The sequence below is a fragment of the Halorussus caseinilyticus genome (genome assembly GCF_029338395.1).
Classification (GTDB): Archaea; Halobacteriota; Halobacteria; order Halobacteriales; family Haladaptataceae; genus Halorussus; species Halorussus caseinilyticus.
In genome coordinates, this window is the sequence record NZ_CP119809.1 from 2,869,418 (window position 1) to 2,887,766 (window position 18,349).

19 protein-coding genes are annotated in these 18,349 nt (G+C 64.7%); 11 read left to right on the plus strand and 8 right to left on the minus strand.

Annotated features, from left to right (window positions below; translation table 11 throughout):
* Window positions 1–90: 90 nt before the first annotated feature.
* The 4 genes from radA (at window position 91) to P2T60_RS14565 (ending at window position 3,284) form a co-directional block, all read left to right on the plus strand.
* Window positions 91–1,125, plus strand: coding sequence for a DNA repair and recombination protein RadA (gene radA / locus P2T60_RS14550; RefSeq protein ID WP_276279966.1), 1,035 nt, complete (start codon window positions 91–93; stop codon window positions 1,123–1,125).
* 317 nt (window positions 1,126–1,442) lie between these two features.
* On the plus strand, window positions 1,443–2,432 hold the full coding sequence (locus P2T60_RS14555) for an AI-2E family transporter (protein WP_276279967.1): 990 nt from the start codon (window positions 1,443–1,445) through the stop codon (window positions 2,430–2,432).
* A 52-nt stretch (window positions 2,433–2,484) separates the two neighbouring features.
* The gene (locus tag P2T60_RS14560) at window positions 2,485–2,691 is read left to right on the plus strand and encodes a hypothetical protein (RefSeq protein ID WP_276279968.1); all 207 of its coding nucleotides are present in this window, start codon (window positions 2,485–2,487) and stop codon (window positions 2,689–2,691) included.
* Window positions 2,688–3,284, plus strand: a complete 597-nt coding sequence (locus P2T60_RS14565) for a DUF8052 family protein (protein ID WP_276279969.1) — start codon at window positions 2,688–2,690, stop codon at window positions 3,282–3,284. Before P2T60_RS14560 ends, P2T60_RS14565 begins: the two co-directional genes overlap by 4 nt.
* 41 nt (window positions 3,285–3,325) lie before the next feature.
* Here P2T60_RS14565 and P2T60_RS14570 read toward each other — a convergent pair whose 3' ends face one another.
* The 6 genes from P2T60_RS14570 to P2T60_RS14595 form a co-directional block, all read right to left on the minus strand.
* Window positions 3,326–5,146, minus strand: a complete 1,821-nt coding sequence (locus P2T60_RS14570) for a carbon starvation CstA family protein (RefSeq protein ID WP_276279970.1) — start codon at window positions 5,144–5,146, stop codon at window positions 3,326–3,328.
* A 192-nt stretch (window positions 5,147–5,338) separates the two neighbouring features.
* Window positions 5,339–6,307 carry an ArsA family ATPase gene (locus tag P2T60_RS14575; protein WP_276279971.1) on the minus strand — a complete coding sequence of 323 codons (969 nt, stop codon included), beginning with the start codon at window positions 6,305–6,307 and terminating at the stop codon, window positions 5,339–5,341.
* A 1-nt stretch (window position 6,308) separates the two neighbouring features.
* Window positions 6,309–6,605 (minus strand): DUF7990 family protein, encoded by a 297-nt coding sequence (locus P2T60_RS14580; protein WP_276279972.1) that lies wholly within the window; start codon window positions 6,603–6,605, stop codon window positions 6,309–6,311.
* A 424-nt stretch (window positions 6,606–7,029) separates the two neighbouring features.
* The gene (locus P2T60_RS14585) at window positions 7,030–7,224 is read right to left on the minus strand and encodes a hypothetical protein (RefSeq protein ID WP_276279973.1); all 195 of its coding nucleotides are present in this window, start codon (window positions 7,222–7,224) and stop codon (window positions 7,030–7,032) included.
* A 177-nt stretch (window positions 7,225–7,401) separates the two neighbouring features.
* The gene (locus tag P2T60_RS14590; RefSeq protein WP_276279974.1) at window positions 7,402–7,809 is read right to left on the minus strand and encodes an SRPBCC family protein; all 408 of its coding nucleotides are present in this window, start codon (window positions 7,807–7,809) and stop codon (window positions 7,402–7,404) included.
* A gap of 412 nt (window positions 7,810–8,221) precedes the next feature.
* Window positions 8,222–8,548, minus strand: coding sequence for a hypothetical protein (locus P2T60_RS14595; RefSeq protein WP_276279975.1), 327 nt, complete (start codon window positions 8,546–8,548; stop codon window positions 8,222–8,224).
* 95 nt (window positions 8,549–8,643) lie between these two features.
* On the opposite strand from P2T60_RS14595, the gene P2T60_RS14600 reads away from it, so the two are divergent.
* The 6 genes from P2T60_RS14600 to P2T60_RS14625 all read left to right on the plus strand — a co-directional run bounded on the left by P2T60_RS14600 (window position 8,644) and on the right by P2T60_RS14625 (window position 13,421).
* Entirely contained in the window at window positions 8,644–8,823 is a 180-nt protein-coding gene (locus P2T60_RS14600) for a DUF8107 family protein (RefSeq protein WP_276279976.1), read from the plus strand.
* Window positions 8,824–8,962: 139 nt separating this feature from the next.
* Window positions 8,963–10,441, plus strand: a complete 1,479-nt coding sequence (locus P2T60_RS14605; RefSeq protein ID WP_276279977.1) for a COG1361 family protein — start codon at window positions 8,963–8,965, stop codon at window positions 10,439–10,441.
* Window positions 10,428–11,090: an ABC transporter ATP-binding protein gene (locus tag P2T60_RS14610; RefSeq protein WP_276279978.1), complete on the plus strand. Its 663-nt coding sequence runs from the start codon at window positions 10,428–10,430 to the stop codon at window positions 11,088–11,090. Before P2T60_RS14605 ends, P2T60_RS14610 begins: the two co-directional genes overlap by 14 nt.
* A complete protein-coding gene (locus tag P2T60_RS14615; RefSeq protein WP_276279979.1) occupies window positions 11,087–12,229 on the plus strand; it encodes an ABC transporter permease in 1,143 nt (380 codons plus the stop codon). Before P2T60_RS14610 ends, P2T60_RS14615 begins: the two co-directional genes overlap by 4 nt.
* A gap of 178 nt (window positions 12,230–12,407) precedes the next feature.
* Complete coding sequence (upp, locus tag P2T60_RS14620; RefSeq protein WP_276279980.1) at window positions 12,408–13,085, plus strand: uracil phosphoribosyltransferase; 678 nt, start codon at window positions 12,408–12,410, stop codon at window positions 13,083–13,085.
* A gap of 93 nt (window positions 13,086–13,178) precedes the next feature.
* Entirely contained in the window at window positions 13,179–13,421 is a 243-nt protein-coding gene (locus tag P2T60_RS14625) for a hypothetical protein (RefSeq protein WP_276279981.1), read from the plus strand.
* Window positions 13,422–13,424: 3 nt separating this feature from the next.
* Here the strand turns inward: P2T60_RS14625 and P2T60_RS14630 are convergent, their stop codons facing one another.
* Together P2T60_RS14630 and P2T60_RS14635 are read right to left on the minus strand one after the other, a co-directional pair.
* Window positions 13,425–14,288, minus strand: coding sequence for a universal stress protein (locus P2T60_RS14630; protein ID WP_276279982.1), 864 nt, complete (start codon window positions 14,286–14,288; stop codon window positions 13,425–13,427).
* A gap of 688 nt (window positions 14,289–14,976) precedes the next feature.
* Window positions 14,977–17,025 (minus strand): S9 family peptidase, encoded by a 2,049-nt coding sequence (locus tag P2T60_RS14635; protein WP_276279983.1) that lies wholly within the window; start codon window positions 17,023–17,025, stop codon window positions 14,977–14,979.
* 294 nt (window positions 17,026–17,319) lie between these two features.
* Between P2T60_RS14635 and P2T60_RS14640 the strand changes: the two genes are divergently transcribed.
* On the plus strand, window positions 17,320–18,348 hold the full coding sequence (locus P2T60_RS14640) for a TAXI family TRAP transporter solute-binding subunit (RefSeq protein WP_276279984.1): 1,029 nt from the start codon (window positions 17,320–17,322) through the stop codon (window positions 18,346–18,348).
* The last annotated feature ends 1 nt before the right edge of the window (window position 18,349 follow it).

Genomic DNA, 18,349 nt, shown 5'->3' on the forward strand with positions numbered 1-18,349 from the left:
ACATCGTTACCCCGACGCTTGCCGTCATTTTCACTTTCACTTTGGTGTTAACGGGGGTTTATATGATGGGCCGCACAAGCGAAGCATACGATGGCAGCAGACGTAGACCTCGAAGAACTGCCGGGCGTCGGCCCGGCGACCGCCGAAAAGCTCCGAGACGCAGGTTTCGACTCCTACGAGGGTCTCGCAGTAGCCAGCCCCAGCGAACTCTCGAACACCGCCGACGTGGGCGACTCGACCGCCTCCGACATCGTTCAGGCGGCCCGTGAAGCCGCCGACGTGGGCGGATTCGAGACCGGCAAGAGCGTGCTGGAGCGCCGCGAGAAGATTGGAAAGCTCAAGTGGAAGATAGACGAGGTTGACGACCTGCTCGGCGGCGGCGTCGAAACTCAGTCGATTACGGAAGTCTACGGCGAGTTCGGTGCCGGGAAGTCACAGGTCACTCACCAACTCGCGGTCAACGTCCAACTGCCCCGCGAACACGGGGGTCTCGGCGGGAGCGCCATGTTCGTGGACAGCGAGGACACGTTCCGTCCCGAACGAATCGACGACATGGTGAAGGGACTGCCAGACGAGGCGATTCAGGCCGCGATGGACGAGCGCGAAATCGAGGGCACGCCCGACGACGACGAGGCGATGGAGGAACTCGTCGAGGACTTCCTCGACAAGATTCACGTCGCCAAGGCGTTCAACTCCAACCACCAGATGCTACTGGCGGAGAAGGCCGAAGAACTCGCCAACGAGACCCAAGACGACGACTATCCCGTCCGCCTGCTCTGCGTGGACTCGCTGACGGCCCACTTCCGCGCCGAGTACGTCGGCCGCGGCGAACTCGCCGAGCGCCAGCAGAAGCTCAACAAGCACCTCCACGACTTGGACAAGGTGGGCAACCTCCACAACACCGCGGTCGTCGTGACGAATCAGGTCGCGTCGAACCCCGACTCGTTCTTCGGCGACCCGACCCAACCCATCGGCGGCAACATCCTCGGCCACAAGTCCACGTTCCGCATCTACCTCCGCAAGTCGAAGGGCGACAAGCGCATCGTCCGCCTCGTGGACGCGCCGAACCTCGCCGACGGCGAGGCAGTCATGCGCGTCGAGGACGGCGGTCTGAAGCCCGAGTAAACCGTCTCGGTCGTCTCTCGTCTCCGGTCTTCCGTCGTTCGCCCTTCCGTCTCTCTCACCCTCGTCGTTCGCTCGCGGCGCTCGCGTACGAGCGCCACGAGCGACCATCTTTAGCTATGTTCAGAAACATCGAGAGAGTTCTCTAATAATGGAATATATTGCTCTCGATGACCGACGTTTCGGGACGAGCGCGCGACCCGACGTGGCGAGTCGGCGCGGACGGAGCGCAGACTGCGCTCCGTCCGCGCGCTTGGCCGGGGTTCGACCCGCTGAGTCGGCCAGTTTCCCTTTACACCCGGAAAGACTCTGTTCGAGACATGAAAGCGCGGACGGCGTTTGCGGCCATTCTGGTCGGCGTTCTCGCGGTACTGTCTCTCCTCGTCGTCAGACCCTTCCTCGACTACCTACTGGCGGCGATGCTTCTGGCGTTCGTCCTCACGCCCGCCCAGCGACGACTCGCGCCAGAAATCGGGTCGAAGGTATCGGCGTTCGCGCTCGTCGGCCTGACGGTACTGCTGTTCGTCGGGCCGATTGGACTCCTCTTGCGGGTCGCGCTCGAAAGCCTGAACGACCTTCCGACCTCCGCGAGCGAACTCCCGACGTTCGAGTCGGTCGAACGCGTCGCCGAGCGAACCCTCGGCGTGCAGTTGTCGGGCCAGTTCGACCGACTCGTGGAGGGCGTGACCGGGATAGTCGCCCAGCAGAGTTCCGGAATCGCGTCCGCGAGCGTCCACGCCTTTCTCGGCGTCCTCCTGTTGCTGTTTCTGCTGTACTACTTACTGGAGGACGGCGACACGCTGGTTCGGTGGACCAAGAGCGTCACGCCGCTTCCGCGGGCCGTGCAGGACGAACTCTACGCCGAGGCCGAAGATGCGACGTGGGCGGTGCTGAAGGGCCACGTCTTCGTCGCCACCGTACAGGGGTTCGTGTCGGGACTGGGCCTGTTCGCGCTCGGGATACCCGACGCCGCGTTCTGGACCGTCGTGATGATGTTTCTGGCGATGGTCCCCATCGTCGGCGTCGCGCCCGTGCTGGGCGGCGGAGTCATCTACCTCGCGGTGAACGGGCGATTTCTCGAAGGCGCGCTGTTGTTCGTCTACGGCATGACCGTCGTCGCCATCACCGACGACTACCTCCGTGCGCTGGTCATCGACAAGGAGTCGTCGCTCCACTCGGGCGTCGTCCTGATGGGGGTGTTCGGCGCGGCGTACTTCCTCGGCGCTATCGGCATCTTCGTCGGTCCCATCATCCTCGCGCTGTTCAAGGCGACCATCGAGGTGTTCACCGAGTACTACGACCTCGGGTGAGTCCGCTCGCGCCGTCCGAGAGTATTTAACTCACTGTGAACTGTGGTCTCACATGGGATACCACGTCATCAACTCCGAGACGGTCGAACCAGCCCCCGACCGACCGTACGTCCAGCGTTCGCTCAGGGACGCCGCGAAGTCGGCGAACGTCACAACCGACCGCTACGAGGTCGAACCCGAGGACCGTCGCGTCGAGACGCCCGACGGCGAACGGGTCGTCCCCGAGGGCCACGTCTTCGTCGTGGAATCCGACGCATGAGCGAGGAGAGCGCCGACGCGGACACCCCCGACGACGTGCCCGACTGGGACGACGAGTACGTAGACCGGGTGAGCGACCGCCTGATGTTCAACTACGACCTCGAAAAGGACTACCGCGTTCGGGGTCGGCCGTTCACGATGTACGGCGAACTCCGGATGGAGTCCCAGAAGCATTTCCTCCACCCGTCGGTCAACTACGCCAACTACGAGGCCCGCGAACATCTGTTCGTCCGGCGCGCCGAGTCGATTTCCGCGGCGGACATCGACGAGTTGGTCGAACTCGGCCACGCCCTCGCCGACGAGCGGATTGACCCCGACGAGGAACACTACGGTACCGAGTTCACCTTCGCCGTGGTCGTCCCAGAGATTCCCGACGCCGTGCGCGAACGAGTCGCCGGGTTCCGCGACCGGACCCTGCTCAAGTTCGGCTACTACGGCCACTACGAGGTGAATCTTCTCGTAGTCGCGCCGGACGACGAGCAAGTAGTCGAGAGCGAGAACGCCGACGTTGCCGCGGCGTTCCGAACGTGGTCGGACGTGCCCGAACAGTCGCCGGGACTGTTGGCCCGGCTCGTCGCCGCGATTCGAAGCTGACGCTTCCGGGTCGAGTGCGAAAAAACGAGAGCGTCGGTTAGTCAGTCGCCGTCGGGTTCGCCGCCGTCCGCGACCGGCGTTCCGCGCCCGCCACGGACCTGCTGGATGTTCCTGTAGCCCATCCGAACCAGCGACAGCGCCAGTCCGATGAGAACCAACGCGAGTACGATTTGCGTGATGGCCGATAGCGTCTCGGCCAGCGTCATCTGTGCCGGACTGTTCTCGATGAACTTGACGTAGAGGTTGTCGTGGAACGCCAACCACCCGAGTCCGAGGATGGTCATGGTTCCCATCAGCGCCATCGGGACGCCGGTCGAGACGAGTTGCTTCGAGTCGTCCCAGTTGGCTAGCCACACCGTCGCAGTCAGGAGCGCCAGCGCCGCGAGCAACTGGTTCGCGCCGCCGAACAACTGCCAGAGGGTGAGCCACGACCCGCTGGTGATGAGAACGTACGCCGGGATGCCCTGTATCGCGGCGTTGGCGTAGCGGTTCTTGGCGACTTCACCCGCGCTGGAGGCGTTCGTGCCGACGATTTCCTCGACCATGTACCGACCGAGGCGAACCGCGGTGTCGGTCGAAGTCAACAGGAAACTGACCAGCACCAGCGCCATGAACGGCCCGCCGAACGAAGTCGGGATGCCGAACGATGTGAGGATGATGCCGCCGCCGGTTGCGAACGTCGGGAGCGCGAGACCGATGCCCCCGCCCACGTCGGGCGCGACGATGGCGACAGTCGCCAGCGCCACCGTCGCCAGCAGGCCCTCGCCGAGCATGCCGCCGTAACCGATGGTCCGCGCGTCGGACTCCTTGTTCAACTGCTTGGCGGTGGTCCCCGACGAGACCAGCGAGTGGAACCCGCTAATCGTCCCGCACGCGATGGTGATGAACAGGAGCGGGAACAGCGGCGTCCCGGTCGCTCCCATGAACCCCTTGTACGACGCGAGTTGGATTTCGAGGGGTTGGTTCGCCGTGCCGAACACGGTGCCAACGATGATAGCCAACAGCGCGCCGCCGACGCCGGTGTACAGCAGGAACGACGACAGGTAGTCGCGCGGTTGAAGCAACATCCAGACGGGGAGTGCGCTCGCCAGTCCGCCGTAGAGGATGATTATCGGCACCCACGCCGCGGTGTTGACGCCGAGGCTTCCCGCCGCGGGTATCCACTCCCCGCCGCTGAACAGCACGATAGTTCCGGCGGGGTAGGCCGCGTCCGCACCGGCCGGGAACAGCGCGAGGGGGTACTCGATGCCCGCGAAGACCCCGCCGAATACGCCAGTCACGAACACGACCGTTCCGAGCAGGAACGGAAGGTTGAGTTGGTAGAGATAGACGCCGAAGACGAACGCGAGCGCGATGTACACGAAACTCGCCGTCGCCGCCTGCGGGAAGGCGTTGAACACGATGGCGACCACCAGCGCGAACACCGCCACGACGAGGATGATGGTCAGGAACGCGAACCACAGCAACATGTTCTTGCCGCGCTCGCCGACGTACTCGCCGATGATGTAGCCGATAGACTTGCCCTCGTGTCGCAGGCTACTCGACAACGAAACGAAGTCGTGGACCGACCCCATCAGGGGGTTCCCGATGGCAATCCACAGGAGCGCGGGTACCCAACCCCACACCACGCCCGCCGTAATCGGCCCGACGATGGGTGCCCCGCCCGCGATACTCGAATAGTGATGCCCCAGTAGCACCGGCTTTTTCGCCGGTACGTACTCCTGCCCGTCTTCGTATTTGTGTGCTGGCGTCTCACGCTCGTCGTCGAGTTCGACGAACTGCGCGAGGTACCGGGAGTAGCCCAGATACCCGACGCTGAAGAGCGCGAGAACCGACAGCACCATCCAGATTACTTGCACCATGGTATGCCACCTCGTCCCGAGACACGGAAAAGAAGAACTTAAAGGTTGTTCTCGATTTTTTCTCGAATTTGATAGCTACGATAGCCGTTAGGAGGTCTCTCGCCGCCCGCAAGCCCCGTCTCCCAGTCGGACTGGTCCGGGATTTGACGGCAACTTTCGCTTGAAAACTTTCTGGTCGCTACCGGCCCGCGGTTAGACGCTCGCCCCCGGCGCGACTTCGATGTCGAGTTCGGCCGCCACGTCGTCCAACAGGTCTCCTTTGACCTCCTCGACTCGCTGGCGGATGCGGGCCACGACCGGTTCGGGGAACTCCGCGTCGATTTGCCGGATGCGCTCGCGTTCGGTGGCGTGACGCTGGCGGAGGTACTGCGCGCCGGTCCCCTCCTCGCCCGCGTCGGGTTCGGGCGCGATTTTGTTGACCACCAGTCCCTCGACGCCCAAGTCGTACTCCGAGAGGTCTTCGATTGCCCGGCGAGTCTCCCGAATCGAGAGTTCGTCGGGGTTCAACACGAGGAAGAAGGTAGCGTCCTCGCGGAGGGTTCGGCCCGCGAACTCGAACATCTCCTTTCGCTCGGTGAGGCGGGCGATGATGGGGTCCTCGGCGGCCTTCTTGCGCGCCTCGCGTTCGCCGATGGCCGCCTTCTCGTAGAGGTCGATGCTCTTCTCGCGCTTGGACAGCAGTCGCGCTATCCAACTCTCTAGGAAGTCCGGAAGCGCGAGCAGTCGGAGGGTGCCGCCGGTCGGCGAGGTGTCGAAGACCACCCGGTCGTACTCCTCGGAGTCGCGCATTACGTCGATGAAGCGGTCGAACAGCGCCGCCTCGTACGCGCCGGGAGTCCGGTGGGCCAACTCGATTTGGCGGTCGATTTCGTTGACGATGGAGGGACTCACTTGGTCGCTCATCGTCCGCTTTATCTCCCGCATGTGACGCTGTACCTCCTCGTCGGGGTCCAATTCCATCGCCCAGAGGTTCTCGTGGCCCTCGACTCGCTGGGGGTCGTCGCCGAACTGCTGGTCGAACACGTCGGAGGTGCTGTGGGCCGGGTCGGTAGAGACCACCAGCGTTCGCAGGCCCTCGCGGGCGCACGTGAGACCGTACGCGCACGAGACGGTGGTCTTGCCGACGCCGCCCTTGCCGCCGAAGAAGACGAACTTGTTCATGTTAGAAGTGATACTGCTGACCCTTGCGTTCGATGAGCGATTCGCGGTCCCACATCCGGCGCTCGAACTGCTGAAACTCCTCGCCGAGGTACGGCAGGAGTTCGGCGGTGTAGTAGGAGACTGGACTCGGGATGCCGAACGCGTCGGCGAAGCACGCGAACATGAAGGTGTCCTCGGTGTCCTCGGCCTCCTTCTCGACGAGTTCGAAGGCGGGATGCTCTATCATCCCGTGATAGAGACCGTGAAGCCACTCCTCCACTCGCTCGCGGTACACCGCTATCCGGTCGGCAAGTGTCATTGTTTACCACACAGTCGTTCCGCCGATAAAAGGTTGCCGCCACGCCGCCCGCTGAGCGTCGTTTTTCGGGTTCGTGCGGCCGCGAGATTGGTTTTTCGAAGCGAGAGCTGATTTGATTCGCTCCACGTCGGCGCGTGGGCGTCGTCGGGAGCGAGACGCGCAATCGGTCGGGGGAGGCATGTGGTCCGCAGTAGCGGTGGCGGTGGCAGTTGCGGTGCGGTAGCGGTGGCAGTTGCGGTCTGATTGGTTCCAACCTGAAACTAGCACTTCTTGTTTTCGCTGAGTACTCCTCTCTGCGTTTTCGCCGCTCGCCGCCGCGGTCGTAATGCGGTCCACAGAGAAACTATTTTATTTCTCTAGGAAATAAAAATATTGCTCTAGCAATTAAAAATATTCTTTAAGCACCGGAATAACTATATCCAACCTAGCACGCACACCCCGTCGAGTCCGGCGAGCGCTCGAACTCCATCTCGTCGCCGCACGTCGGGCAGTCCGGCGCGCCGTCGCCCTCAACTTTCACGTCGCGGATGCGCTCGCTACAGTCGTGACACCAGTACGCGCCCTTCGACTCGGTGGCCGTCGCCGAACCGCGGTTCGGCGACTCCGTGGACGCCTGCAACAACTCCTTGGCTGTGCCTAATATCCCTATGGCGTGAACCTGTCCTGACGGCTGCTTAAAAGCTCGCCGGTCGTGCGCCGCGTCCGCACGAGCATCCCGCTTGCACGCGGACCCGCGAGCGACGGGCGGACCCGCGGGCGACGGACGGTCGCGTCGCGCGCGAGGCGCGACGCGACCTCACACGTCCTCGGCCAACCGGTCGAGCGCCCGCCGGAGTTCCCCCTTCCGCTTCCACGCGGCGATGCGGTCCGAAACCGCCGTCACCGGCAGGTCGAGACTGACCGACGACCGCATCGTCACTCGACTGCCCTCGTTCTCGGGTTCGACCGTGACCTCGGTCTCCATCGACTCGAAGGGTCCGGCGTCCCCGCGCTGGCGGTAGACCAGACCGTTCTCGCGCTCCTCGAAGTCGAGGTGCATCGTCAATCCCCGCGCGCTGGCGGTCACGGTCCGTCCGTCGTCGGTCGATTCGACCGCTCGGACCTCGAAACTCCCCTCGTACTCGACCACTGTCTCCGGCGTGAGCGCGCGCTCTACGGACGCGGGCGGCGCGGGCACGAACGCCGAGACTTCGACTTCGCGCATCGTCGGCCCTACGCAGGTCGGGACCAAAGTGTTACGGTCGTTCTCGCGGTGGTTCGGAGGGGTCTGGTCCGTTTCGGGACGGAATCGTCGGAGATAGCATTGGTACCGCGGGAACTGCAACAGCACCGCAACCGCAGAAACTGCGAGTATGAACGTTTCAAAAGCCCCCGCCAGCTCGCGGTCGCTCAGTGACATATTCTCGCGCCGCACTTCGTTCGGCGCTCGAATAGGGGTCACTGAGACGACCAAGTAGAACGCGAGCGGGCGGCCCCTTTATCCGCCCGTGTCGGTTGGCGGGCCGAGCGTTCGCTGGCGGTTGGCGGGCCGTCGTCGCTCGGAGGATGTTCCACCTCGTCGCGCCACCGTCGCGCTCTACCTCGGACCCTTCTCGTCCCGTCCTCGGTACGAAAAATCACACCACCGCGTGCAAAAGCGGGAGCGAGAGGAGCGCGAACACCCCGCCGACTGCCAATCCCGCGAGGACGATTCGCCGGATACGAAATTGCGCCGGAACCTCGCGCCGCAGGTCCGGACGGGCGGTCCACACCAGACGGTAGTAGGCGAACCCCGTCACCGCCAGAAACGCCATCGTGGAGTAGCCCAGACCCCCCGCCAACTCCGCGCCGAACGCCATCAGGTAACTCGGGCCGAACGTGTAACACAGCAGGAATCCGAGCGCCGCGACGACCAGAAACGGCACCGGGTCTACCGGCGTGCCGAATCGGTTCCCCCATCGCATACCCCTTCTTGACACTCCGGCGTCTTCGCTCTGCTGGCCCGGCCTGCGGGCGCTGTCGGGAAGAGATAAGTCGGTGTGCGAACGACAGTCGGTCGATGTCGAACTCGAAAGGCGACCCGCGAGTCCTGTTTCTCATGAACCTCGTGCTGTCGAGCGCGTTCGCCTCCCTCGTGGTGTGGGGCCTGTCGTATCTGGACCTACTGACGTTCGCGTGGCCGACCGTCGCAGTTGCGACCGGCATAGTCATGTTATTGACGTATCTCGTCGTGTGGTAGTCTCGGCCCCGGTTCAGTGTCAAAACAAAGGAATTAAAACCTTTTCTTTTAATCCCTTTACTATGAAAGTACCATCTCGGGAGAGCTGTTTCCCGGCCCAGTTCGACCAGCGGGATTCGCTCGCCGGAGGTGACGGGCAGTGAAACGACTCTTCGTCCTGTTGCTCGTCTGTTCGCTCTGTCTGTCGGCCGTACCGGTCGGAACGACCGCGACCGCGGCGTCGTCCGACTCCTACGTCTCCATCGACAAAGTGACCGTCTCGCCGACGCCGCCGACGCCCGGCGAGGAGTTCACCGTCTTCGCGGCCATCCGCAACCTCCCCAACAGCAGTTCGAACTACAACGTCCAGCACGCCGAACTCCGCGGCGGTCCCGGCCAAAACCTCACGGTCCACGACGAAACGTCCGTTCCGGGATTCGTGCGCCCCGGCGAGCGCAAGTACGTCCGACTCACCGCGACCATCGACGACCCCGGTACCTACTCGCTCCGACTCCACGTCACCGGGACCAACGAGGCGGGCGAGCGCATCCACGTCCAGCGCACCGTCGAGGTGCAGGTGGGTGCCGAGCGTCCCCAGCTCTCCATCGACGCCGCCGACCCGGTGGCGACCGCCGACTCGACGGTCAACGTCACCGTCGCCAACGGACTACCGTCGGACGCCCGCAACGTCCGCGTGACGGTCGAAGGGTCGGACATCGCCGTCGAGAACCCCCGGCGCGTTCGGTCGCTTCTCGTCAGCGGTAGCGACGAGACGTTCGACTTCACGGTCCGAGCGAACAGTCCGGGAACCCACCGCGTGACCGCTCACCTCCGGTACGCGAGCGGCGACGGGGAACAGCGGACGGTCACCCAGCACGCGATGGTCAACTTCTCTGCGCTCTCGAAGCGGGTGACTCTCGACGCCAAGTCCGCCGCCGAGGGGTCGGCAGTGGACGTGACCCTGACGAACTTCGGCAACGTCCCGGTCACGAACGTCGTAGTGAGCGGCGAGTCGCCCAACGCGACGCTCGCCGACGTACCGATAGACGAAATCGACGCGGGCGAGTCCAAGACGGTCGCGCTGAACATCACTCGATTCGAAACCGACGGCGACATCCCCGTGAACGTCTCGGCCACCTACGAGGCGGGTGACGCGACGGGCGCGGCGAACACCGCGGTCACTATCGCCTCGAACCCCGGCGCGATACGGCTCACCGGTCTCGAAATGGAGCGCGAAGACGGAAAGGTCCACTTCTCGGGAAGCGCCAGCAACGTCGGCCTGACCGACGCCAACAGCGTCATCGTCAGCGTCGTCCCCACCGAGGGAGTCGAACCGGCACACCCCAACAAGGAGTACTTCGTCGGGACGGTCCCGTCGAGCGATTTCGTCTCGTTCGACGTGTTCGCCGACGTGGACGATAGCGTCTCGACGGTCCCGCTGAAGGTGAGTTTCCTCGTGGACGGGGAACGCCGGACCTACACCGTGAACGTCGAGTACGAGGTGGACGACGACGCCGCGGCCACCGCGAACCAGAGTAGTTCGGGACTCCTCCTCCCGGCGGCAGTCGGTGGCGTCGTCGTACTCGTCGTCGGTGCGATTATCGTCGTCGCGTGGAGGAACAGCCGTGACGGTACTTGAAGTCGAGAACGCGGTCAAGCGGTACGAGACCGGCGGCGAGACCGTCACCGCGCTAAAGGGCATCGACTTCTCGGTCGAACCCGGCGAGTTCGTCTCCGTCGTCGGTCCCAGCGGGAGCGGTAAGACCACCTTCCTCAACGTCCTCGGCCTGCTCGACGTACCGACTGAAGGGAGCGTGCGACTCGACGGCGACGAGGTGACGGACCTCTCGGACCGCGAGCGCACCCGCGCCCGAAAGCGGACCATCGGATTCGTCTTTCAGGACTTCTTCCTCATCCCGACGCTGACCGCCCAAGAGAACGTCGAGGTGCCGCGCCTGTTCGACGACGACCCCGAGACCAGCGAGCGAGCGGTGGACCTCCTCGAACGCGTCGGACTCGGCGACCGACTCGACCACAACCCCAACGAACTCTCGGGCGGCCAGAAACAGCGCGTCGCCATCGCCCGGTCGCTCATCAACCGCCCGCGAGTGCTGTTGGCCGACGAACCCACCGGGAATCTCGACCGGGACACGGGCAAGCAGATTCTGGACGAGTTCACCAACGTCTGTGACCGCGGGGTCGCGGTCATCACGGTAACCCACGACCCACTGGTCGAAGAGTACGTAGACCGAACTGTCGAACTCGTCGACGGTGACCTGAAGAAATGAAGTTAGACCGCCTCTACCGACGGTTCCCGGCACTACTGATGGCCCGTCGCAACCTCTCGCGGACGACGTTGCGCTCGGCGCTAGCGGCGCTGGGAATCATCATCGGCGTGGTCGCAATCGCCTCGCTGGGCATGTTCGGGGCGTCGTTGCGACACTCTGCGACCGACTCGCTGGGCGACATCGGGAGCGATGTCATCGTCTCGCCGTCGTTCGAGTCGGGCGTCGAGGAACTGACTCAGCGGGACGTGCGACGAATCGAGCGAGTCGTCGACGAACCCGCGGTCACGCCGGTCAAATCCCGCCAGTCGATGGTGACGTACGCCTCGAACGAGCAGATTACCACGATTTACGGCGTCCGGGACCCCTCAAACGCGTTCGACGCCAAAGAGGGCAGACTCCCAGACAGACTCCGGAGCGGCGCGCTCGTCGGCGCTGACCTCGCGGACAAACTCGACCTGCGGCCCGGAAACTCCATCACTGTGGACGGCGAGACGTACCGCGTCACCGCCGTCCTCGAACGCCAGAGCGGGTTCTCGCCGCTGAATCCGAACCAAGCGGTCGTCGTCCCCCGAGGGGACTTCGACCGGGACGGCTACAGCCAAGTCGTCGTCTCGGCCAAGACCGGCGAGACTGCGAACCGAAGCGCGATAGCCATCCGCGAGTCGGTCAACGACCGCGAGAAGCGAGTCGACGTGATGGAACTCGCCCAGATTACCGACCAGATTAGCTCGTTCTTCGACATGCTCAACGCGTTCCTCATCGGCATCGGCTCCATCTCGCTGGTCGTCGCGGGCGTGAGCATCCTCAACGTGATGTTGATGAGTACGGTCGAGCGCAGGCAGGAAATCGGCGTCCTGCGCGCTGTCGGGTTCCGAAAGCGCGACGTGTTGAAAGTGATGCTCGCCGAAGCCCTGTTGCTGGGCATCGCTGGCGGCATCGTCGGCGTCGTCCTGAGCGTCGGGGCCGGATTAGCCATCAACCACTTCACCGCCGGGAGCGCACTGGCCGCGCTTCGGCCGGGCAACCTCGTCTACCTCGTCGTCGCGTTCGGGTTCGCAATCGTCACGAGCGTCGTCAGCGGTCTCTACCCCGCGTGGAAGGCGGCCAACGAGCGACCGGTCGAGGCGCTCCGGAACTGACCCCTCCGGACGGCCGTATCACCCGAACGTATTCGCGTGAATTGAAGCCGCGAGGGTGTCTGGACGTTGATTCGTTCCTCCGAGCGACCGGTTTGGCGCGCCGACCCGACGGGTCGGCGCTCGGTCTCGCCGCCTATATTAAGAGATAAGCCCCCGCGCGCCCGTCGTTCGGACGAACATGACCATCGAAGACCGCGGGGACGCCAAACTCCTCACGCACGCGCTAGCGCAGGACACGCTGTCGAAACTCCGGGACGTAGAGACCGAACAGGTCGGCTTCCGAAAAGGTCTCGTCAAACTCGGCCGCATCTGTGGCTACGAGATTATCGACGGCGCGATGGAGACCGAGTACGTCGAAATCGAGACGCCGCTGACCGAGACGACCGGCGAGACCGTCAAAGGACTGGACGACGTGGTCATCATCAACGTCCTCCGGGCCGCGACCCCCTTCGTGGAGGGACTGCTGAAGGCGTTCCCGCGCGCCAAGCAGGGCGTCATCAGCGCGGGCCGCGACGAGGAGGCCGGACGCGACGAGGACGGCACCTTCCCCATCACCATCGACTACGTGAAACTCCCCGAAATCCGCGAGGAGGACACCGTTATCGTCGCCGACCCGATGCTGGCGACGGGGTCGACCATGTGCGCGGTTCTCGACGAAGTGCTGAACGAGCAACCCGACCCCGAAGACCTGTTCGTCCTCTCGGCGGTCAGCGCGCCCGAGGGCCTGCTCCGAGTCGGCGACGAGTTCGACGAGGCCGACCTGCTGACCGTCGCCATCGACGACCACCTCAACGACGAGGGCTTCATCGTGCCCGGACTCGGCGACGCTGGCGACCGAGCGTTCCGGACGACGTAATCGGTCGGTCACAACCCCGAAACGCCGAGCTATCACCTCGCGTCGGCGAACCAGCGGGCAAACACTCTTCACCCCGAATCTACTCTATCGGACATGAACAAGTGGATTCGTCTCGGCGGTTGGATTGCGCTCGGACTCGTCGTTCTTTGGGTCGTGCTGGAAGTCGTAACCGTCGTCGTCGGCATCGTCTCGTGGGTCGCGAGTACGCTCGTCTCGTTGCTCGTGGCCGCCGGACTGCTCTATCTGGCGTACCTCCTCGTCTCGAAACTCGTCGGCGGGTCCGGTGGTTCGTCTTCCCGGTCGCGCTCGCGCGAGAGGGAGAAAATCTTCGAGTAACGACTACAACCGGAACACCCGCGACACCAGCGACCCGCCTCCTTTTCGCGCCATGATGACCGTCCCCTCGGCGCGGCGACCGACCTCCCGCGGCGTCGAACCGACGATTCGCCGCCGAATCGCGCCGGTCCGGGTCGCGCCGAGGACCGTCACGTCGTGGCGCTCGGACTCCGCGACGATTACGTCGGGCACGCCGCCCTCCCGGACGAGCGTTTCGACTTCGACGCCCGCGAGCAAGTCGGCCTTCCCCGCGAGCAGTTCGCGGGCCGCGGGTTCGTCGCGGGACGACCCGACCACTCGGAGGAGGGTCACGCTGGCGTCGTTTGCGACCGCGATTGCCCGCGCGACGGAAGCGGCGAGTCCCGCGTGGCGACTCTCGGCGACCGGGAGGAGGACGGCATCGACCGTCCCGGCGAGCGCGCCGATTTTCTCGACCAACACGTCGCAGTCGGCCCGGCGCACGATGCGGTCCACGTTGGTCCCGAGAACCGCGTCCTCGCGGGTTCGCTCGCGCCACCCGATGAGTAGGCTGTCGCAGTCGCGTTCCTCGACCGCCGTGAGGACGCCTCTCGCTACCGACGAAGCGACGAAGAGTTCGCCCGAAACGGGGACCCCCGTGCCGGAGGCGACTCCCATCGCCCGGTCGAGGACGGCCCGTCGCTCGCCGCCGAACTCGCGGGTGATAACCTCGTCGGTGAACAGCGCGAAGGGTGACTCCCGCGGGGTGGAGATGACCCCGACGACGAACACCTCGCCGTCGCGGACGCGGGCCACGTCCACCGCGGTCCGGACCAACTGCTCGGCGTGGTCGGGGTTGCTGACCGCGACGGCTATCCGGTAGCGGTCGGCCGCCTCGTCGGTGTCCATCACCGGGACGACACCGCCCGCGAGCAAAAACGTTCGCGTCAGTCACGCGTCTGTTTACGGAGTCGTCTCCGTCGGTCGCTCGGCGTCGAGCGCTCTCGTGGCCCGTCGGACCCACCGCGTCCGACGGGTCGCGCCGTCCAGCGAACCGACCCTATCGCCTATCCGACCCCGGCCCACCGAACCCCTCCGTATCGACTGGAGAATCGCCGGACGGGACCGATTTTTCGCCGACGAATCTCCGAACGAAAGCCACCCCCGAGAGCGAATATAGCGTTCCGGAGCGGTTCGTGTCACTCCGTACCGACAGTCTTCGAACCCCTTCGTTTCGGGTGTAAAATCGCCCGACTGCGGCGGGAATCTCGGCGTGGGAGCCTCTCACGAAGCCGACCCCCGTGTGCGAAAAGTGACCAAGGTAACGGTCGGGGTCGCTCTGTTTCCTCGGAGGGTCGGGGAACGATTGAGAGGCGACGAGAGATAAAGAGCTAGCTTCGGGCTTGAACCAATCGTACCGCAACCGCACCGCCACCGCGAACCACACGCCACCCCAACCGACTCTCTCACTCCCTCCGGTCGTCCCTCGCGCACGTTGCTCGCGCGCCGGGTGAACGGTCGATACCTCGCTTTCGGAACCTCGCTCGTCGGCGTTTCGGTAAACTATATCGTTCCCTTAGAAATATCCACCGTTTTTTCAGACATCTCCACCATGTTCTCGGCCATCTTCATCGTTCCCCACCGACAGGCCGTCGTCGCCCCGTTCCAGCGCCGTCGGCGCGTCGTGGTGGTCCGAGTAGCCGTCGAACCAGCGCACGATTCGTTCGAGGCGGTCCACGACGTGTGCGGGTTCGCCGCTCCGCGAGAGTTCGTGACCCTCGCGGGGGTAGCGCACCAGTCGGGTCTCGACGCCGTTCTTGTTGTAGAGCAGGTAGAGCATCTCGGCGTTGTTCACCGGGACGCGGTAGTCGTCGTCGCTGTGAATCAGGAGCGTCGGCGTATCCACCTCGTCGGCGTATGCCGTCGGCGACTGCTCCCAGAGGAACGGGGCGTCGTCCGAGGGCGTGGTGTCGAAGTCCCACTCGATGAGTTTGAACGCGTCCGTCGAACCGTAGAAACTGTTGAGGTCGTAGACCCCGCGCTGACTGACCGCGCCCGAGAAGCGGTCGGTGTGGCCGACGACCCACGTCGTCATGTACCCGCCGTAGCTTCCGCCGGTCACGAACATGTCGCCTTCGTCCACGTAGTCCCGACTCGCAACTTCGTCCACGCCCGCCATCACGTCCTCGTAGGCGGGCGGTCCCCACTGACCCTCGCCGATTTCGGCCATGAACTGCTCGCCGTATCCGGTCGAACCGCGGGGGTTCGACCAGAAGACGACGTACCCGCGGGCCGCGAGCAGTTGGAACTCGTGCCACATCGTCCCGCTGGTGGTCCACATCGAGTGTGGCCCGCCGTGGATTTCGACCGCGAGGGGATACTCCCCGCCTTCCTCAAAGTCCGGCGGCGTCAGTACCCAACCCTGAACCTCGTCGCCATCGCCGCCCTCGAACCGGACTTCCTCGGGTTGGCACACCGCCCGGTCGTCCAGATACTCGCTGTTGATGCGGGTGAGTCGCCGAGTCTCCGCGCCGCCGAGCGTCGAGACGAACACGTCGCCGGGGTGGTCCCACTCCGACCGGACGAACGCGATTTTGTCCTCGCCGACCGTGGCCGACCCGACTTCGCCGTCGCCGACCACTCGCTCGGGGTCGGAACTGGCGTCGCCCGGCGCGCGCCAGACGGCGAACTCGCCCTCGTCGGGCGTCAGGAAATAAATGTTCTCGTCGTTCGGACCCCACTGGACGGGCATCGACATCGAGAGGGTGCGGTCCAGCGACTCGGTGGGCGTCGTCACTTCGCCCGTCTCGGGGTCCAACACTTCGATTTCGGTCTGACGGAGCGTCGCGTTCTCCTCGGGCGTGTAGGTGTACGCGAGACGCCCGTCGCCCGCGGCCGCGAGCGTGAGCGACCACCCGGTGGTCTGGGTGACGGTTTCGGTCTCCTCGCCGACTTCGAGGTCGTACTCCGCCACGTCGATGACGGCGTTGTCGTCGGGGTCGCCCGTCCGGTGTGCGCCGTAGTAGAGCGTCGTCTCGTCTGCCCACTCGGGTTGCTCGTGGTCGTAGTCGCCGTCGGTGAGTCGCGTCACCTCGTCGTCTCCGAGGTCCGCGACGTAGACGTGCGAGCGCCTCCCGTCGAAGTATCGCTCTCCCGCCCGGTAGACGAGTCGGTCGATGACCCTCGGGTCGGGGTCCTCGGGGTCGAACTCCTCGCCGCCGAGTCCGAGGTCCCGGCCTTCCTCGCGGTCCTCCGCCGTCGCCTGCTGGACGAACGCGATTCGGCGGCCGTCGGGCGACCACGCGACTTCGGAGACGCCACCCGCCACGTCGGTCACTCGCCGGGCCTCGCCGCCGTCGGTCGGCATCACCCAGAGTTGAGACCGGTCGTCGTCCGCGCCGCGGGTGCTGACGAACGCGAGTCGGTCGCCGCTCGGACTCCATCGGGGGTGACTGTCGACGCCCTCGGCGACGGTGAACTGCCGCGGTTCGTCGCCGCCGACCGGGACGACGTACACCGTCGCCTCGTACTCGTCGTCACCGCTCGGGACCTTTCGGACGAAGGCCACGCGCTCGCCGTCGGGGGAGACCCGCGGGTCCTCGACCTGTACGATGTCGTGATAATCGCTCGCACGAATCGTATCCATATTCACCGAGTACGAACCGACCGACAATAGAATTTCTATTCGAAATGTAAGGTTGGTGGTAACGGCCCGTAGCCGTTCGTGGTGGCGACGGTAACGCGGCGTATCGCCGACGGCATCGGGACGACGACCGACCATATCACGCGATTTCTCTCGCCACATCGTCACCAACGCGGCGTTTCCTCGTCTCAGCTACGTCACCTGAACAGGCTTATACAGCTTCGAGGGCTGGAAATTCCCCGTTTCCACTGCGAAGCGTCGCCGGGATATATTGTGTCTGGCGGTCATGTTCGGTGCATGGTTCGAGATACCAATAGACGCGACGTATTGAAAGCGACCGGTGCCGCGGGACTCGCGGGACTTCTCGGCTTCAGCGACCTCGGTCTCGCACAGGACCAACGTCTCTCGTGGCACGCTGGCGGCACAGGTGGGACGTACTTCCCGCTGTCCAACGAGCTCAAGACCATCATTGAGGATGCCACGGACTTCACGATTCAGGTCCAATCGACCGGCGCGAGCGTCGAGAACGTCGGGAGCCTCGCTCAGGGGGACGCCGACTTCGCGCTCATCCAGAACGACGTGGCCTTCTTCGCGTTCAACGGGACGGGCATCGACGCCTTCGAGGGGAACGCGGTGTCGAGCCTCCGGGGCGTCGCCACGCTCTACCCCGAGACCATCCATGTCGTGACGCTGGCCGATTCCGGCATCGAGAGTCTCTCGGACCTCGAAGGCGCGACGGTCAACACCGGCGACCTCGGGAGCGGGACGCAGGTCAACGCGCTCCAGATTCTGGAGACCGTCGGCATCACGACCGACGACTTCGAAGAACAGAACGCCAGCTTCGCGCAGGCCGCCGACCAACTCCGGGACGGCGACGTGGACGCGGCGTTCGTCGTCGGCGGGTGGCCGCTCGGTGCCATCGAGGAACTGGCGACGACCAACGACATCCGCATCGTCGAGATTGCTGGCGACACCCGAGAGGGGATACTGAACGCCTCGCCGTGGTTCGCCACCGACCGGATTCCGGCGGGCACCTACAACGGCGTCGATGAGGACGTGCCGACCGTCTCAGTGCAGGCGATGATAGCGACCCGCGAGGACCTCTCGGCGGATACGGTCGAGGCGGTCACCAACGCCATCTTCGACAACGCGGGCGAACTCACCATCAAAGCCGACTTCATCAGCTCCGACACCGCGCTCGACGGGATGTCCATCCCGCTCCACCCCGGAGCCGAGCGTATCTTCGGCGCGGTGACGGTCCAGACGCCCGCACCGGGCAACGAGACGATGGGCAACGAGACGATGGGCAACGAGACGACCCAGTAGC

What these genes read in the sequence shown, in the direction of transcription:
- radA (WP_276279966.1), top strand. Translation starts at nt 91, where the DNA reads ATGGCAGCAGACGTAGACCTCGAAGAACTGCCGGGCGTCGGCCCGGCG.
- P2T60_RS14555 (WP_276279967.1), top strand. Translation starts at nt 1,443, where the DNA reads ATGAAAGCGCGGACGGCGTTTGCGGCCATTCTGGTCGGCGTTCTCGCG.
- P2T60_RS14560 (WP_276279968.1), top strand. Translation starts at nt 2,485, where the DNA reads ATGGGATACCACGTCATCAACTCCGAGACGGTCGAACCAGCCCCCGAC.
- P2T60_RS14565 (WP_276279969.1), top strand. Translation starts at nt 2,688, where the DNA reads ATGAGCGAGGAGAGCGCCGACGCGGACACCCCCGACGACGTGCCCGAC.
- P2T60_RS14570 (WP_276279970.1), bottom strand. Translation starts at nt 5,146, where the DNA reads ATGGTGCAAGTAATCTGGATGGTGCTGTCGGTTCTCGCGCTCTTCAGC.
- P2T60_RS14575 (WP_276279971.1), bottom strand. Translation starts at nt 6,307, where the DNA reads ATGAACAAGTTCGTCTTCTTCGGCGGCAAGGGCGGCGTCGGCAAGACC.
- P2T60_RS14580 (WP_276279972.1), bottom strand. Translation starts at nt 6,605, where the DNA reads ATGACACTTGCCGACCGGATAGCGGTGTACCGCGAGCGAGTGGAGGAG.
- P2T60_RS14590 (WP_276279974.1), bottom strand. Translation starts at nt 7,809, where the DNA reads ATGCGCGAAGTCGAAGTCTCGGCGTTCGTGCCCGCGCCGCCCGCGTCC.
- P2T60_RS14595 (WP_276279975.1), bottom strand. Translation starts at nt 8,548, where the DNA reads ATGCGATGGGGGAACCGATTCGGCACGCCGGTAGACCCGGTGCCGTTT.
- P2T60_RS14600 (WP_276279976.1), top strand. Translation starts at nt 8,644, where the DNA reads ATGTCGAACTCGAAAGGCGACCCGCGAGTCCTGTTTCTCATGAACCTC.
- P2T60_RS14615 (WP_276279979.1), top strand. Translation starts at nt 11,087, where the DNA reads ATGAAGTTAGACCGCCTCTACCGACGGTTCCCGGCACTACTGATGGCC.
- upp (WP_276279980.1), top strand. Translation starts at nt 12,408, where the DNA reads ATGACCATCGAAGACCGCGGGGACGCCAAACTCCTCACGCACGCGCTA.
- P2T60_RS14625 (WP_276279981.1), top strand. Translation starts at nt 13,179, where the DNA reads ATGAACAAGTGGATTCGTCTCGGCGGTTGGATTGCGCTCGGACTCGTC.
- P2T60_RS14630 (WP_276279982.1), bottom strand. Translation starts at nt 14,288, where the DNA reads ATGGACACCGACGAGGCGGCCGACCGCTACCGGATAGCCGTCGCGGTC.
- P2T60_RS14635 (WP_276279983.1), bottom strand. Translation starts at nt 17,025, where the DNA reads ATGGATACGATTCGTGCGAGCGATTATCACGACATCGTACAGGTCGAG.
- P2T60_RS14640 (WP_276279984.1), top strand. Translation starts at nt 17,320, where the DNA reads ATGGTTCGAGATACCAATAGACGCGACGTATTGAAAGCGACCGGTGCC.